The following is a 15550-nucleotide window of genomic DNA, read 5'->3' on the forward strand; positions in this document are numbered from 1 at the left end:
TGCGACATCGAGGTGAGCGTCGTTGCGGATCTCGCCAAGCCTGACGGGCGACGGGCCCGCTGCAACGCTCCTTGGCAGGGGCTGATTTTAGCGGGCCTGCCGCCGCAGAGGCGCAGCGACCCCGCTCAGGCCGCTTCCTTGTAGAAGAACTCGCGCTGGCGGCTGCGCGCCGGCAGCGGCGACACCGCCTGGCCGATGGCCGCGATGTGTTCCGGCGTGGTGCCGCAGCAGCCGCCCACGATGTTCACCAGCCCCTCCGCCGCGAACTCGCGCAGCAGGCGCGAGGTGACGTCGGGCGTCTCGTCGAAGCCGGTCTCGGCCATCGGGTTGGGCAGGCCGGCGTTGGGGTAGCAGCTGATGAAGGTGTCCGGCGCGGCCTTGGCCAGTTCCTGGATGTAGGGGCGCATCAGCGCCGCGCCCAGCGCGCAGTTCAGGCCCACGGCCAGCGGCTGCGCGTGGCGCACGCTGTACCAGAACGCGGTGACGGTCTGGCCGCTGAGGATGCGGCCGGAAGCGTCGGTGACCGTGCCGCTGATGACGAGGGGCAGGCGCTGGCCGCTGTCGGCGAAATACTCGTCGATGGCGAACAGTGCCGCCTTGGCGTTGAGCGTGTCGAAGATGGTTTCCACCAGCAGCAGGTCGACGCCGCCCTCCACCAGGCCTTCCACCTGCTCGTAGTAAGCGGCGCGCAGCTGCTCGAAGTCGACGTTGCGCGCGCCGGGGTCGTTGACGTCGGGGCTGATGCTGGCCGTGCGCGGGGTCGGGCCCAGCGCGCCGGCGACGAAGCGCGGCTTGTCGGGCGTGCTGAACTTGTCGGCGCTCTGGCGCGCGATGCGGGCGGCTTCGACGTTCAGCTCGCGCGAGATTTCGGCCAGGCCGTAGTCGTCCTGCGCCAGCGCGTTGGCGCCGAAGGTGTTGGTCTCGATGATGTCGGCGCCCGCCGCGAGAAAGCTCTCGTGGATGTCGCGGATGACCGACGGCCGGGTCAGAACCAGCAGCTCGCCGTTGTTCTTCAGGTCCTTGCCGTGGTCCTTGAACCGCTCGCCGCGGAAATCGGCCTCGGTGAGCTTGAACCGCTGGATCATGGTGCCCATCGCGCCATCCAGCAGGAGGATGCGCTGCTCCAGCAACGCGGGCAGGTTCTGGCCTCGGGTGTACACGGGGGCTTTCATGGTCCCGTGATTGTAGGAAGTACGGGTTAGGCCCGAATGAACGGGGACAATCGGCCCAATCGTGTCCAGCAGCGCGCTTTCCATCCTCCAGCAGGTCTTCGGCTACGAAGCCTTCCGCGGCCACCAGGCCGACATCGTCCAGGCCGTCATCGCCGGCGGCGACGCGCTGGTGCTCATGCCCACCGGCGGCGGCAAGTCGCTGTGCTACCAGATCCCGGCCATCGCGCGGCAGGGCGATGGCAAGGGCGTCACCATCGTCGTCTCGCCCCTCATCGCGCTGATGCACGACCAGGTGGGCGCCCTGCACGAAGCGGGCGTGGCGGCGGCTTTCCTGAATTCGTCGCTCTCGTACGAAGAGGCGCAGGACATCGAGCGCAAGCTGATGCGCGGCGAGCTGACGCTGCTTTACGCCGCGCCGGAACGCGTGACCACGCCGCGGTTCCTCTCGCAGCTGGACCGGCTGCAGGAGAACGGGCGGCTGTCGCTCTTCGCCATCGACGAGGCGCATTGCGTCAGCCAGTGGGGCCACGACTTCCGGCCCGAGTACCGCGAGCTGGCGGTGCTGCACGAGCGCTACCCGAAGGTGCCGCGCATAGCGCTGACCGCCACCGCGGACGCGCTGACGCGCGAAGACATCGTCGAGAGGCTGCAGCTGCAGGAAGCGCGGCAATTCGTCAGCAGCTTCGATCGGCCCAACATCCGTTACCGCATCGCGGAGAAGAAGGACCCGTCGGCGCAGCTGCTGCGCTTCATCGAATCCGAGCACGAAGGCGACGCGGGCATCGTGTATTGCCAGTCGCGCAAGCGCGTGGAGGAAACGGCGCAGATGCTGTGCTCGCACGGGCTGGACGCCCTGCCCTACCACGCGGGGCTGGACGCGGAGATGCGCCAGCGCCACCAGGACCGCTTCCTGCGCGACGACGGCGTGGTGATGGTGGCCACCATCGCCTTCGGCATGGGCATCGACAAGCCGGACGTGCGCTTCGTCGCCCACCTGGACATGCCCAAGAACATCGAGGGCTACTACCAGGAGACCGGCCGCGCCGGCCGCGACGGGCAGCCCTCGCAGGCCTGGATGCTGTACGGCCTGCAGGACGTGGTGAACCAGCGCCGCATGATCGACGAAAGCCCCGCCGGCGAAGAGTTCAAGCAGGTGATGCGCGGCAAGCTGGACGCGCTGCTGACGCTGGCCGAATCCACCGACTGCCGCCGCGTGCGGCTGCTGGCCTACTTCGGCGAGCCGTCGCAGCCGTGCGGCAACTGCGACAACTGCCTGTCGCCACCCAACGTGTGGGACGGCACGGAAGCGGCGCGCAAGCTGCTGTCCACCGTCTACCGCGTGCAGCAGATGAGCGGCATCAGCTTCGGCGCCGGCCACGTGATGGACATCCTGCGCGGGAAAAAGACCGACAAGGTGGCGCAGTTCCGCCACGAGCAGGTGTCCACCTTCGGGCTGGGCGCGGAGTACAGCGAACAACAGCTGCGCGGCGTGATGCGCCAGCTCATCGCCATCGGCGCGCTCTCGGTGGACGCGGAGGCGTTCAACACGCTGCGGCTGACGGAAGGCTCGCGCGCGGTGCTGCGCGGCGAGCAGCCGGTCACGCTGCGCGAGTCGGTGGCGCAGTCGTCGGGCGGGCGCAGGAAGCGCGAGCGTTCCGGCGCGCCGCCGGCGGTGGCCGCGGGGCTCACCGATGCCGGCCAGGCGCGCTTCACGGCGCTGAAGGCCTGGCGCAGCGAAGTGGCGAAGTCGCACAACCTGCCGGCCTATGTGATCTTCCACGACGCAACGCTGGCGGCCATCGCGGCGCTGGCGCCGGGGTCGGTCGAGGACCTTCAGGGCATCAGCGGGATCGGGGCGCGAAAGCTGGAGGCGTACGGCGAGGAAGTGATCCGGGTGCTGGGCACCGTTTGAGGCGCCGCTAGTGCGTGAACCCCATCGGCCGCGCTTCGCGCACTTCCGGCTTGATGCGGTGCTCGGCTTCCAGCTGCTCCAGGAATTCCAAGGGCGCGAAGTCGCCCGCGCCCAGGATGTCCACCTGCCGCTTCACCGCGGCGAAGTCGCCGGGGCACAGCTGGTCCAGCTTCGCCAGCCGTGAACGGATGTCCGGCGTCAGCGCCGGCGCATCGCCGCGCAACGCCTCCGTCGTGAACATGGTCTCGCGTTGGGCCATGGTCAGCGGCTTGAAGCGGATCTTGAAAGTGAAGCGCCGCAGCGCCGCCTGGTCGATGCGGTCCAGCAGGTTGGTGGTGCACACGAAGATGCCGGCGAAGCGCTCCATGCCCTGCAGCATCTCGTTGACTTCGGTCACCTCGTAGGTGCGTTGCGCGCCGCGGCGGTCCTGCAGGAAGCTGTCGGCCTCGTCCAGCAGCAGCACGGCCTTTTCGGTTTCGGCCTCGCGGAACATCGCGGCCATGTTCTGCTCGGTCTCGCCGACGAACTTGCTCATGAGGTCGCTGGCCTGCTTGATCAGCAGCGGCCGGTCCAGGCTGCGCGCGATGTGTTCGGCCAGCGCGGTCTTGCCGGTGCCCGGCGGGCCGTAGAAGCACAGCGTGCCGTGGCCGCGCGCCTGCAGCGCCTGCACGATGCGCGGCACTTCGAAGCGGCTTTCGACGTTGAGCATGCCCAGGTCCCAGGTGGTGACGGGGGGACGCTGCGCGGTCGCAGCCGCGTTGCCCAGCGCAAGGTCGGCATTGCGCAGCTGGCGTTCGATCAGGCTTTCGGCCGAGGCGGTTTCCGTCACGGCCAGTCCGGCGAAGCGCACCGCCGTGCGGATCTGCGCAGGCGTCAGGCCCTTGCGCCCGGTGAGCTTGGCGACGAACTTGTCGGACACCTGCACGCCTTCCAGCGTCTTGCGCACCAGGCCTTCGCGCGCGCCGGGCGGCGGCGACTTCAGCTCCAGGTGGTAGGCGAACCGGCGGCGGAAAGCGGGATCGATCTGCTCGATGCGATTGGTCACCCAGATCGTGGGCACCGGGTTGGATTCCAGAATCTGGTTCACCCAGGCCTTGCCACTGACGCTGCCGCTGGCCGGTGCCGCCACCTGCTCGGCACGCGCAATGATCTGCGCGGCCTCGGAGCTGATGGGCGGGAACACGTCTTCCACTTCGTCGAACAGCAGCGCGGCCTGCGCGCTGCCCTTCAGGAACACCTGCGCGATCTGCAGCGAGCGGTAGCGGTCGCGGCCGCTGAGCGAATTGCCGTCGCGGTCGGCGTACTCCACCTCGAACAGTTCCAGCCCCGCGGCCTGCGCCACCACCTTGGCCAGTTCCGTCTTGCCGGTGCCGGGCGGGCCGTAAAGCAGCACGTTGACGCCAGGCTCCTTGCGCGCGACCGCGTTGCGCAACAGCGCGCGCAGCACCTGGGCGTCTTCTTCCACGAACTCGAAATCGGACACTGAGAGCCCGCTCTTCGCGCACGGGCGGGTGAACACCGCCATCAGCTCGCTCTGGTCGCGGTACTCGCGCATCAGCACCGGCGGCAGTTTCTCGCTGACCTTCATCAGGTCGGCCAGGTCGGTGATGTTGTGCTCGGAGATCAGGTTCTCCACCAGGCCGATGCGCTCCAGCCGCGAGCCCGCGCGAAGCGCCTCGCCCACGTCGGCCGCGTTGACGCCCGCGATATCGGCGATGGCGGCGTACGCTTCCGGCGCGTTGTTGACCTTGAACTCGACGAGGATGCTGCGCAGATCGCGCTGGTAGCGCGCCAACGTGCCGTACAGCAGCAGCGCCCGTTCGGCCTTGTTCAGCTGCAGCAGCCCCGAGAGCGCGTCGATGTTCTTCTCGACCAGCGTCGATTGCTTCTTCAGCGCATGCGTCAGCCACTCGCCGGTGACGGTGAGCACGGACAGCAGGTCCTTGGGCTGGTCCTTGGCGTACTCGTCCAGGTAGAAGAAGAGCGTGCCTTCCTCGTACGGGCCGCGCCACACGCCGTGGCGCTCCAGAAACTCATTCGTGGCGAGCTGCTCGTGGCCGCGCCAGAACTCGTTGTCCTTGCAGCGGCGGCCCAGGAACTCACGCAGCCGGACCAGCGCCGGCGCCGGCCACACGAGGTGGCGGCCGGCCAGCGACAGCAGCCCGTTCAGGTCGCGCCGCACGTTGAACTTGCCGCCCTGCTTGGCCGCGAGCGTCAGCACGAAATGCGAGCACATCAGGTCCAGCACGGGCGCTTCCTTCAGTCCCGGCGAGGGGAGCGCCTGCGCATCGACCGAACGCTTGACCATGGGTGCGGCCTCCTGCCGGGCCCGGTGGTGAGGTGGACCCGCGGCGCAACGATAACCCGGCTTGATGCCCTGTGGTGAGAAGTTATGGCCACTCGGCCCACCTGCACTCGCACGACAATGGGGCCATGCTGCAACTCGCCGACATCCGCGCCGCCGCCGACCGCGTGCAGGGCCAGGTGCTACGCACGCCGTGCGTGGAATCGCAAACCCTCTCACAGCTGACCGGCGCCCGCGTCTTCCTCAAGTTCGAAAACCTCCAGTTCACCGCATCCTTCAAGGAGCGCGGCGCCTGCAACAAGCTGACCCAGCTGAGCGCGGAAGAGCGTGCGCGCGGCGTCGTCGCGATGAGCGCGGGTAACCACGCGCAGGGCGTGGCCTACCACGCGCAGCGGCTGGGCATCCGCGCCGTCATCGTCATGCCGCGCTTCACGCCCGGCGTGAAGGTGGAGCGCACGCGCAGCTTCGGCGCCGAGGTGGTGCTGCACGGCGACACGCTGGACGAGGCGCGTTCGCATGCGCTGGCGCTGGCCGAGCGCGAGAAGCTGGTCTTCGTGCATCCGTACGACGACGAAACCATCGTGGCCGGCCAGGGTACCGCCGCGCTGGAGATGCTGGCCGACGTGCCCGAGCTCGACACGCTGGTGGTGTCGGTGGGCGGCGGTGGCCTCATCGCGGGCATGGCGCTGGCGGCCAAGGCGCTGCGGCCTTCGATGCAGGTGATCGGCGTGCAGACGCTGCGCTTTCCCAACATGTACAACGCCGTCAAGGGCGCGCAGCTGCCGCAGGGCCTGTCGACCATCGCGGAAGGCATCGCGGTGGGCACGCCGGGCCAGGTGCCGCGCGAGATCATCCAGCGCTGCGTCGACGACATCGTGCTGGTGGACGAAGGCGACATCGAGCACGCCATCGTGCTGCTGCTGGAGATCGAGAAGACCCTGGTGGAAGGCGCGGGCGCCGCCGGGCTGGCGGCGATGCTGAAGCACCCGGAGCATTTCAAGGGACGCACCGTCGGGCTGGTGCTGGGCGGCGGCAACATCGACCCGCTGCTGCTGGCGGCCATCATCGAGCGCGGCATGGTGCGCGCGGGGCGCCTGGCGCGCATCCGCGTCAGCGCGCGCGACGTGCCGGGCTCGCTGGCGCGCATCACCGCCACGGTGGCCGAAGCCGGCGCCAACGTGAACGAAGTCCACCACCAGCGCGCCTTCACCATGCTGGCGGCGCAGAACGTGGAGATCGAGCTGGTGATCCAGACCCGCGGGCCGGACCACATTGAGGCGGTGCTCGCGGCGTTGCGCAATGCGGGCTTCCAGGCGGAGCGGCAGTAGCGCACCTTCGTATGATCGCGGCCCATGACGCTCGACCAGCTGCAAGCCGCCCTTCCCGAGTACTTCGCGCCCTGGGTGCAGGCGCTGAACCTGCGCGCTGAATCCTTCGATGCCGAGAGCGTGACGCTGCGCCTGCCGCAAAGCGACCAGCTGTCGCGCGTGGGCGGCATGCTGTGCGGGCAGGCCATGATGGCCGCGGCCGACACCGCGATGGTGCTGGCGCTGATCAACCACTTCGGCGAGTTCCGGCCCTGCACCACGGTGCAGCTGAACACGGCTTTCCTCAAGCCGCTGTCGGCGCAGGACGGGCTGGTGCAGGCCCGCATCATCCGCGCGGGCAAGGCGCTGGCTTTCGGCGAGATCGACATCCGCGGCGCGCAGGACGGCAAGAGTGTCTGCCGCGCCAGCACCACCTACGCCCTGCTGTAGGAATCGCGCCCCGGCGCGCCCGCTAGAATCGGCGCTTCCCCAGGAACCGACCCATCATGGCCAGCACCGAACCCCGCCACACCCACGGCGAAGCCCACGAGCCGCACGACCCCGTGGAAGGCGTCGTCCCCGTCATCCCCCTCGTCCTGCCCATCGTCGGCGGCGTGCTGATGTTCCTGCTGGCATTCATCGCCGTGTACATGGCCTGAACGGGTCCCCGAACCCATCCAAAACAGCCCGGCTCTGCCGGGCTGTTTGCTTTTGGCTGACTCAGAAATTCGTGCGCATAAGGTCATGCCTGTTTTGCATGGAATCGCCGTGTGCCTGGAGCCCAGATCAGTTCAGGCTCCCTAGAATCTTTTGTTCCAGCCGACCCCCGGCGCGAAAAGCGGACATGCAGCGACCCTGCCGCCCCTGACGGACGCGCCCACGCCGACTGAGCCAAGCCCGGTTTCAAAAAGGCGCGCTCGGCCCCCGCTGCAGAGCTCCTTTCTGAAACCAGGTTTCTTTGTTTCAGGAGCTTTTTCGATGAACTCACCGGTGATGCAGGGGCTGAACGTGAAGGCGCCCCCTTACGTGCGCAACGCCAAGCTGATCGCCTGGGTGGCCGACATGGTCGCCCTGTGCAAGCCCGAATCCGTCTATTGGTGCGACGGCAGCCAGGAGGAATACGACCGCCTGTGCCAGCAGCTGGTGGACGCGGGCACCTTCAAGCGGCTGGATCCCGCCAAGCGTCCCAATTCCTACCTCGCCTGGTCCGACCCCAGCGACGTCGCGCGCGTCGAAGACCGCACCTTCATCTGCTCGGCGAAGAAGGAAGACGCCGGCCCGACCAACAACTGGATGGATCCCGCGCAGATGCGCGCCACGCTGCAGCCGCTGTTCGACGGCTGCATGAAAGGCCGCACCATGTACGTGGTGCCGTTCTCCATGGGCCCGCTGGGCTCGCCCATCGCCCACATCGGCATCGAGCTGTCCGACAGCCCGTACGTGGCGGTGAACATGCGCATCATGACCCGCATGGGCAAGGCCGTCTACGACGTGCTGGGCGTGGAAGGCGAGTTCGTGCCCTGCGTGCACACCGTCGGCGCGCCGCTGCAGCCGGGCGAGAAGGACGAGACGTCCTGGCCCTGCAACAAGACCAAGTACATCGTCCACTACCCCGAAACGCGCGAGATCTGGTCGTACGGCTCCGGTTACGGCGGCAACGCGCTGCTGGGCAAGAAGTGCTTCGCGCTGCGCATCGCTTCCACCATGGGCCGCGACGAAGGCTGGCTGGCCGAGCACATGCTGATCCTGGGCGTGACCAACCCGCAAGGCAAGAAGTACCACGTGGCCGCCGCGTTCCCTTCGGCGTGCGGCAAGACCAACTTCGCGATGCTGATCCCGCCCAAGGGTTTCGAAGGCTGGAAGGTCACCACCATCGGCGACGACATCGCCTGGATCAAGCCGGGCCAGGACGGTCGCCTGTACGCCATCAACCCGGAAGCGGGCTACTTCGGCGTGGCCCCGGGCACCAACCACGACACCAACCCCAACTGCATGGACAGCCTGGACCGCGACGTGATCTTCACGAACGTCGCGCTGACCGACGACGGCGACGTGTGGTGGGAAGGCATGGGACCGGCGCCGAAGCACGCCATCGACTGGCAGGGCAAGGACTGGACGCCGGAACTCGCCAAGGAAAGCGGCGCCAAGGCCGCGCACCCCAACGCGCGCTTCACCGTGGCCGCCACCAACAACCCCGCGCTGGACGAAGCCTGGGACGACCCCAAGGGCGTGGCCATCGACGCGTTCATCTTCGGCGGCCGCCGCTCCACCACCGTGCCGCTGGTGACCGAGGCGCGCAACTGGGTGGAAGGCGTGTACATGGCCGCCACCATGGGCTCCGAGACCACCGCCGCGGCGTTCGGCCAGCAGGGCGTGGTGCGCCGCGACCCGTTCGCCATGCTGCCCTTCACGGGCTACAACATGGCCGACTACTTCCAGCACTGGCTGAAGCTGGGTTCGAGCCTGCAGGCGTCCGGCGCGAAGTTGCCGAAGATCTACACGACCAACTGGTTCCGCAAGGGCGAAGACGGCAAGTTCGTCTGGCCCGGCTACGGCGAGAACATGCGCGTGCTCAAGTGGATGATCGACCGCATCGAAGGCCAGGCCAGGGGCGACGAGCACGTCTTCGGCGTGAGCCCGGCGTATGAGGAACTCAACTGGACGGGCCTGGACTTCTCGCGCGACCAGTTCAAGTCGGTCACCAGCATCGACAAGGCCGCCTGGCAGAAGGAGCTGGAACTGCACGCCGAACTGTTCAAGCAGCTGGCCTACCACCTGCCGCCGGAACTGACGGAGACCAAGGCCACGATCGAGAAGCGGCTGGCCGCCTGAGTTCAACGCCGCACCAAAGAAAGAGCCGCCCGAGGGCGGCTCTTTCTTTGGTGGATCGCGGATTCAGTCCGTGTTGGGGACCGTGATCATGGGCGCAGGCACAGCGTACGGGTGGAGCCCGCCTGCGCCGCGACCTTGGCACCCTTGCGGTCCGCCGCGGCGTTGTCGATGGCGTAGAAGCAGATCGACGCGCCGACGGTCGGGCCCTTCAAGTTCAGTGCCGCGCGCCGGCCAGCAACCGCTGCCGGCGCCTTTCGGCCCGGCGCTCCGCATCCCGCCGCGCCGCGGCGTCGAGCCGGGCGCGCAGCGGCGCTGGCAGCACCGCCAGCAGGTTCCTCAGCGCCGAGAGCAGCAGCATCGCGATCAGTAGTAGGCGCGCAGGTCGCGCGAAGCGTCGGCCGACATGGCGCGGCTCAAGTCGGCCATCACGCGGGCGTCGCTCAGCGCGACTTCCCACAGGCGGCGGTCTTCACGAGCCTGGCGGCGGGCGACGGCGGCTTCGGCCCAGTAGGCGCGCAGCGCGGTGGCGGCACGGCGGGCCGGCGCGGCCAGCAGCGCCAGCGCGGCGAAGGCCAGGGTCCACATCACGATCCAGGCGGCCAGCAGGTGGCCTTCGGACCAGGTGTCGACCACCTGGTTGGCGACCACGAGTAGCGCGGAAACGATGGCAGCCAGCAGCAGGGTGGCGGCGCCGCGGTTGCCGTCGAATTCGCGGCCGATGTCATGCAGGGCAGAGACGGCGCGGCCGATGCGGGCGACGCCGGGGTGCTGGGTGGGCTGTTCGACGTGAACGAAGCTGGTCATGTTTTTCTCTCCTTCTGAAGCCCGGACGCCCGGGCACAGGCGTTAGATTAGGGTTTGACCTGATATTTTCCAAATCAAGAGTGGTGATGACTATCATTCAAGATAAAGATAGTCATGCCGAATTTCCGCACCTTCGACCTGAATTTGTTGCGCGTCTTCGATGCCGTGATGGCCGAGCGCAACCTCACCCGCGCCGCCAGGAACCTGTCCATGACCCAGCCGGCGGTCAGCAATGCGCTGAACCGGCTGCGCGACACCCTGGGCGACCGGCTGGTGGTGCGCAGCGGCTACGGCGTGGAACCGACCCCCCGCGCGCTGGAGCTCTGGCCGTCCGTCAGCGACTCGCTCCGGCAGCTGGAAGCGGCGCTCTCGCCGGGCCAGTTCGTCGCTTCGAAAGCGAACACCACGTTCGTGCTGGCGATGGCGGATGCGACCGCCGCCAAGCTGATGCCTGGCCTGGTGGAGATCATCGAGCGCGACGCGCCGGGCGTCTCCATGCGGGTGCTGCCGCTGACCACCCGCGACCCCCGTCGCCTGCTGGACGAAGGTGCGATCGACCTGGCGGTCGGCTTCTTCCCGGCCGTGCTGGCCGACCTCACGGCGCGCTCGCAGGCCGGCAACGTCGCGCCTTTCGACCACCAGCGGTTGTACGAGGGCTACTACGTGTGCGTGATGCGCAGCGGGCATCCGCTGGCCAACCAGCCGCTCACGCTGGACGCGTTCTGCGCCGCCCATCACCTGCTGGTGAGCTTCTCCGGCCGGCCCTACGGCTTCATCGACGAGTCGCTGGCCGCCCAGGGGCGGCAGCGGCGCATCGTGCTGACCGTCAACCAGTTTTTCACCGCCGGCCGGGTGGTGGCCACTTCGGACCTGCTCACCGTGCTGCCGCGGCACTTCATCAGCGCGACCGGCATGGCCGATGAACTGGTGTTCCGCGACCTGCCCTTCGAGGTGCAGCGGGTGCACGTCGACTCGCTCTGGCATCACCGCCAGGGGCACCGCAGCGAGCATGCGTGGCTGCGGCTGGCGGTTGCGGCCGCCGCGCAGAAGGCCTTTGAGATCGAGCGCTACTGAGCCGTTGGCTCAGCGAACCACGCGCATGTACGCCTGGGCGGCGGCGCGCAGGGCGCGGGCTTCGCTCAGGTCGTGGCCGGCGCGGGCACCGGCGGTTTCGAACAGTTCGCGCACAGGCGCGTCCGCGCCGGGGGCGGCGGGCTGGCTCAGCAGGCGGGCGATGGCATTGATCAGCGAGAACATGGTTGAGGCACCTCGTGGGTGCGTTGTTGGATCGGTTCTTGAAGGATAGGGGTTAACCCTAGGAATTCCACTCTAACCCGGCCATCTCTTCATGCCGGATGTGCATGGGTGCTGTTGCGACCGGCATGAGCCATCCGCCGCAAGGGCCGGACCGACGTGACGCAGCGCCACCTGGCCAAGGCCCGCCTGACAATGGCGGGGTGAAGTTCCAGCTGCTGTCCGACCTGCACCTAGAAACCCAGCCCGAGCAACAGTTCTCGCCCGCACCCGGCGCCGACCTGCTGGTGCTGGCCGGCGACGTCGGCTCGTACCAGCCCGGCAGCAAGTTGCCCGACAGCGATTTCGGCCTGGGAAGGTTTTCGCCCCGGCACGGCTGGCCGGTGCCGGTGCTGTTCGTGCCCGGCAACCACGAGTACGACGGGCTCGACTGGGACGAAGCGCACGCGCGGCTGCGCGAAACCTGCGACCGGCTGGGCATCACCTGGCTGGAACGCGAGACGCTGGTCATCGATGGCGTGCGCTTCGTGGGCACCACGCTGTGGGCCGACTTCGATGCGCTGGCTGTGCAGGCGCCCGATACCACGCGGGCACTGAAGCAGCGCGAGAAGGCTTTCCGCGCCGCCGACTTCTATCTGACGAAGACCGCCGCGACGCGGCGCGGGCAACCGCTGCTGGCCGAACAATGGCGCGAGCTGGGCCTGGAATGCGAAGCGTGGCTGAAGCCGGCTTTGGCACAGCCCTTCGACGGGCCGACGGTCGCGGTGACGCACTTCGCGCCTTCGCTGCGCAGCGCCGACCCGCGCTACGGCCTCACGCCCGGCACCGCGGGTTTCTGCAATTCGCTGGACGAGCTGGTGCCGCTGGCCGATCTGTGGGTGCATGGCCACCTGCACTGCCCGAACGACTACGTGATCGGGTCCACGCGCGTGGTGGCGAATCCCCTGGGCTATGCGAGGAAGGGCGAGCAGGACGTCTTCCTGCCGCACCTGCTGGTGGAAGTGCCGCGCGTCAGCGGGCGCTGAGCCCGTCGAAGCAGGTCGTCAGCACCAGCGCGACGATCTGCTCGTCGGTGTGCTGCCCGGCACCCTTGAGGAATTCGACCACGGGATCGCAGGCGCGCGCATAGAGCGTGTACAGCACGCCCAGCGGCGGCAACGAAGCGTTCAGCGCGCCGGCACGCTGCGCCGCTTCGATCCACTCGCCCAGCCGGTCGCTGACGCGCACCAGCGCGTCGATGTAGCCGCGGTGGCCCATGAGCGCGGAGCGCAGCGAGGAGTTCTGGCTGGGCAGCGAAGGCATCTGGCCGGCCAGCTGCGCCTGCAGCATCCAGCGCACCACGGCCTTGAGCTTGTCGAGCGGCGGCAGCGCGGCGTCGATGCCGTCCAGGAATTCCTGCGCGCGCGTCATCACGCGCACCATGGCCGCGGCGGCCAGGTCCTCCTTGCTCTGGAAATGCTTGTAGAGGCTGGCCTTGGCGATGCCCACCGCTGCCGCGACCTCGTCCACCGTCATGGCGTCGAAGCCTTTTTCGGCCAGCAGCCGGTTGACGTTCTGGATGATGGCCTCTTCGCGCGCGGCCAGCATCTGCTCCTTGAACGAAGGCCGGGCGGCCACGGTGCTGTTCATGCGGAAAATTCTAATGCTGGGCCAGAGCCTGTGAAGCAGTGCTCACCAGCGCCTGCGTCAGCGCGTCCAGCACTTCCGACTGCAGGTTCCAGCAGTGCCAGTACAGCTCGATGGGCAGGCGTTGCCCGGGCAGCGCGTCCACCAGCTGGCCCTGCTCCATCAGGCCGCGCACCAGCAGCTCCGGCACCACGCTGACGCCCCAGCCGGCCAACACCGCGCGCACCTGGCCTTCGGAGCTGGGCACGAACAGCTGCCGCAGCGACACGCGCCGCAGGCCAAAGGCCTTGGCGATGAACTCGCTCTGCATGTCGTCCTTGCGGTTGAACGAGACGAAAGGCACGTCGCGGAAGTTGTGCGCGGTGAGTCCCGTGCCCTGCGCCGGCTTCCATTGGGGACTGGCGACGGCGATGTAGTCCATCGCGCCCAGGCCCACCACCTTGCACCCCCGCAGGGCCTGCTTCAGCGTGGTGACGCAACCCAGCACCTGCCCTTCGCGCAGCCACTCGTGGGTGAAGTCCTGGTCGTCGGTGATGAGCTCCATCGGCAAGCCCTGCTTGGCCAGCGTGCCCAGCGCCGGCAGCGCCCACGTCGCGATGCTGTCGGCGTTCACCGCGATGGCCACGCGCTCGTCCTCACGCATGCCGCCGGTGGAACTGGGCGCCAGGTCGCGCAGGTCGCGCTCCAGGTCGGCGCGCAGCAGCCTCAGCTGCTTGGTGTGCTTGAGCAGCAGCTGGCCCGCGGCCGTGGGCTTGAGCGGCCGGCTGCGAACGATCAGCACCGTGCCCACCTGCGCCTCGAGCGCGCGCAGCCTCTGCGAGACGGCCGACTGCGTGATCGACAACCGCCGCGCCGCCCGCTCGAAGCCGCCCTCCTCGACGATGGCGGCCAGGCATTCCAGCGCGGCGGGGTCGTAGGCGCTCATAAGTTCCTCTGATGGTTTTGCTGTCAGTTTAAGTTTCCTTGATGCAGGCGGCAACTTCTCCCAAACTGGCTGCATGAACGTCCTCGTCCTCGGCGCCGGCATCATCGGCACCAGCACCGCCTGGCACCTCCTCGAACGCGGCCACGACGTGACCGTCGTCGACCGGCAGGACGCGGCGGCCCGCGAAACCAGCTTCGCCAACGCGGCCCAGATCTCGGTCAGCTACTGCGAGCCCTGGGCCAACAAGCACGCGCCCGGCAAGGTGCTCAAGTGGATGTTCCGCAACGACGCACCGCTGCTGTTCCGCCCGCAGCTGGACTGGCAGCAATGGCGCTGGGGCCTGCAGTTCCTGGCCCAGTGCAACGACGCCGCGTTCGAGCGCAACGTGCGCCAGCTGGTGGCGCTGGGCTCGTACAGCCACGCGGCGCTGAAGGACGTGGTGCGCGCCACCGGCATCGAATACCACCGCCTGGAGCGCGGCATCGCCCACTACTACACCGACGAAGCCGCGATGGCCGACGCGGAGGTGGGCGCCCGGCTGATGCAGCAGTACGGCGTCAACCGCCGAGTGGTCTCGCGCGACGAGCTGCTGGCCATCGAGCCGGCCTTCCGCCCCTTCGCGCACCGCATCGTCGGCGGCACCTACACGCCCAGCGACGAAAGCGGCGATGCGCGCGTGTTCACCGAGCAACTGGCCGCCCGTGCCGCCAAGCACGGTGCCCAGTTCCTCTTCGGCCATGACATCGTGCGACTGGAAAAGGTGGGCGGCGAAGTGCGTGCCGCGCAGGTGCGCGACCGGGCCACCGGCGTGGCGCGCCGCATCGAAGCCGACGCGGTGGTGGTGGCATGCGGTTCATACAGCGCGCCGCTGCTGCGCACCGTGGGCGTGGACCTGCCGATCTACCCCGGCAAGGGCTACAGCGCGACCTTCAGAATCCTGAAGCCGGAACTCGCTCCCAGCGTGAGCACCATCGACGACGAGGTGAAGTGCGCCATGTCGCGCCTGGGCGATGAATTGCGCGTGGCCGGCACCATCGAGCTGGGCGGCTACGACCTGCGGCTGGACACGCCGGTGGCGCAGGCGCGCTGCCGCATGCTGGCCGAGCGCATCGAGCAGGTGATGCCCGGCGTGTGCGACACGCGCAGCGAAGCCGAAGGCGGCAACCCGCGCTTCTGGACCGGCCTGCGCCCCGCGACACCGACCAACATCCCCTTCATCGGCCGCACCCGCGTCGGCCGGCTGTGGGTCAACGCCGGCCACGGCACGCTGGGGTGGACGCACGGCGCGGGCTCGGGCAAGGCGATGGCGGCGCTGATCAGCGGCGAGCAGCCTCGCATCGAGTTCGGCTTCCACGGCTTCGGCGAGCAACCGGCCTTGCGACCCTCGGCGGCCTGACGGCGGCGGTGCCGCTA

16 protein-coding genes and 1 riboswitch are annotated in these 15550 nt (G+C 68.5%); of the genes, 8 read left to right on the forward strand and 8 right to left on the reverse strand.

From position 1 onward, the window contains the following. Nucleotides 1-7: 7 nt before the first annotated feature. Nucleotides 8-79, reverse strand: a riboswitch (S-adenosyl-L-homocysteine riboswitch). Between the two features lie 46 nt (nucleotides 80-125). Then, nucleotides 126-1172, reverse strand: coding sequence for a homocysteine S-methyltransferase family protein (locus EZ216_RS11705; RefSeq protein WP_135249950.1), 1047 nt, complete (start codon nucleotides 1170-1172; stop codon nucleotides 126-128). 61 nt (nucleotides 1173-1233) lie between these two features. Between EZ216_RS11705 and recQ the strand changes: the two genes are divergently transcribed. Continuing rightward, nucleotides 1234-3084, forward strand: coding sequence for a DNA helicase RecQ (recQ, locus tag EZ216_RS11710; protein WP_135249951.1), 1851 nt, complete (start codon nucleotides 1234-1236; stop codon nucleotides 3082-3084). A 7-nt stretch (nucleotides 3085-3091) separates the two neighbouring features. Here the strand turns inward: recQ and EZ216_RS11715 are convergent, their stop codons facing one another. Beyond that, on the reverse strand, nucleotides 3092-5392 hold the full coding sequence (locus EZ216_RS11715; protein WP_135249952.1) for an ATP-binding protein: 2301 nt from the start codon (nucleotides 5390-5392) through the stop codon (nucleotides 3092-3094). 125 nt (nucleotides 5393-5517) lie between these two features. Between EZ216_RS11715 and EZ216_RS11720 the strand changes: the two genes are divergently transcribed. The 4 genes from EZ216_RS11720 (at nucleotide 5518) to EZ216_RS11730 (ending at nucleotide 9528) form a co-directional block, all read left to right on the forward strand. Further along, complete coding sequence (locus EZ216_RS11720) at nucleotides 5518-6717, forward strand: threonine ammonia-lyase (RefSeq protein ID WP_135249953.1); 1200 nt, start codon at nucleotides 5518-5520, stop codon at nucleotides 6715-6717. Between the two features lie 24 nt (nucleotides 6718-6741). Beyond that, a complete protein-coding gene (locus EZ216_RS11725; RefSeq protein WP_135249954.1) occupies nucleotides 6742-7146 on the forward strand; it encodes a PaaI family thioesterase in 405 nt (134 codons plus the stop codon). 56 nt (nucleotides 7147-7202) lie between these two features. Beyond that, nucleotides 7203-7355 carry a hypothetical protein gene (locus tag EZ216_RS21355; protein WP_167772879.1) on the forward strand — a complete coding sequence of 51 codons (153 nt, stop codon included), beginning with the start codon at nucleotides 7203-7205 and terminating at the stop codon, nucleotides 7353-7355. Nucleotides 7356-7674: 319 nt separating this feature from the next. Continuing rightward, the gene (locus tag EZ216_RS11730; RefSeq protein ID WP_135249955.1) at nucleotides 7675-9528 is read left to right on the forward strand and encodes a phosphoenolpyruvate carboxykinase (GTP); all 1854 of its coding nucleotides are present in this window, start codon (nucleotides 7675-7677) and stop codon (nucleotides 9526-9528) included. An 86-nt stretch (nucleotides 9529-9614) separates the two neighbouring features. Here EZ216_RS11730 and EZ216_RS21980 read toward each other — a convergent pair whose 3' ends face one another. Genes EZ216_RS21980 through EZ216_RS11735 form a run of 3 tightly spaced genes read right to left on the reverse strand, consistent with a single transcriptional unit; the run spans nucleotide 9615 to nucleotide 10332 of the window. Then, on the reverse strand, nucleotides 9615-9740 hold the full coding sequence (locus EZ216_RS21980) for a hypothetical protein (RefSeq protein WP_275405144.1): 126 nt from the start codon (nucleotides 9738-9740) through the stop codon (nucleotides 9615-9617). 2 nt (nucleotides 9741-9742) lie between these two features. Continuing rightward, a complete protein-coding gene (locus EZ216_RS21360) occupies nucleotides 9743-9886 on the reverse strand; it encodes a hypothetical protein (protein ID WP_167772880.1) in 144 nt (47 codons plus the stop codon). Nucleotides 9887-9891: 5 nt separating this feature from the next. Continuing rightward, nucleotides 9892-10332, reverse strand: a complete 441-nt coding sequence (locus EZ216_RS11735; RefSeq protein WP_135249956.1) for a hypothetical protein — start codon at nucleotides 10330-10332, stop codon at nucleotides 9892-9894. A gap of 114 nt (nucleotides 10333-10446) precedes the next feature. On the opposite strand from EZ216_RS11735, the gene EZ216_RS11740 reads away from it, so the two are divergent. Further along, nucleotides 10447-11406, forward strand: coding sequence for a LysR family transcriptional regulator (locus EZ216_RS11740; RefSeq protein WP_135249957.1), 960 nt, complete (start codon nucleotides 10447-10449; stop codon nucleotides 11404-11406). Nucleotides 11407-11415: 9 nt separating this feature from the next. On the opposite strand, the gene EZ216_RS21365 is transcribed toward EZ216_RS11740, so the two are convergent. Then, entirely contained in the window at nucleotides 11416-11589 is a 174-nt protein-coding gene (locus EZ216_RS21365; RefSeq protein ID WP_167772881.1) for a hypothetical protein, read from the reverse strand. 200 nt (nucleotides 11590-11789) lie between these two features. Here EZ216_RS21365 and EZ216_RS11745 point away from each other — a divergent pair, with 200 nt between their 5' ends. Continuing rightward, entirely contained in the window at nucleotides 11790-12611 is an 822-nt protein-coding gene (locus EZ216_RS11745; RefSeq protein WP_135249958.1) for a metallophosphoesterase, read from the forward strand. Here EZ216_RS11745 and EZ216_RS11750 read toward each other — a convergent pair. After that, a complete protein-coding gene (locus EZ216_RS11750; protein ID WP_135249959.1) occupies nucleotides 12598-13215 on the reverse strand; it encodes a TetR/AcrR family transcriptional regulator in 618 nt (205 codons plus the stop codon). The genes EZ216_RS11745 and EZ216_RS11750 overlap by 14 nt on opposite strands. A 10-nt stretch (nucleotides 13216-13225) precedes the next feature. Further along, entirely contained in the window at nucleotides 13226-14137 is a 912-nt protein-coding gene (locus tag EZ216_RS11755) for a LysR family transcriptional regulator ArgP (protein ID WP_135249960.1), read from the reverse strand. Between the two features lie 73 nt (nucleotides 14138-14210). On the opposite strand from EZ216_RS11755, the gene EZ216_RS11760 reads away from it, so the two are divergent. Next, nucleotides 14211-15533 (forward strand): D-amino acid dehydrogenase, encoded by a 1323-nt coding sequence (locus EZ216_RS11760; RefSeq protein WP_135249961.1) that lies wholly within the window; start codon nucleotides 14211-14213, stop codon nucleotides 15531-15533. The last annotated feature ends 17 nt before the right edge of the window (nucleotides 15534-15550 follow it).

It is taken from the genome of Ramlibacter humi (genome assembly GCF_004681975.1).
GTDB classification, from domain to species: domain Bacteria; phylum Pseudomonadota; class Gammaproteobacteria; order Burkholderiales; family Burkholderiaceae_C; genus Ramlibacter; species Ramlibacter humi.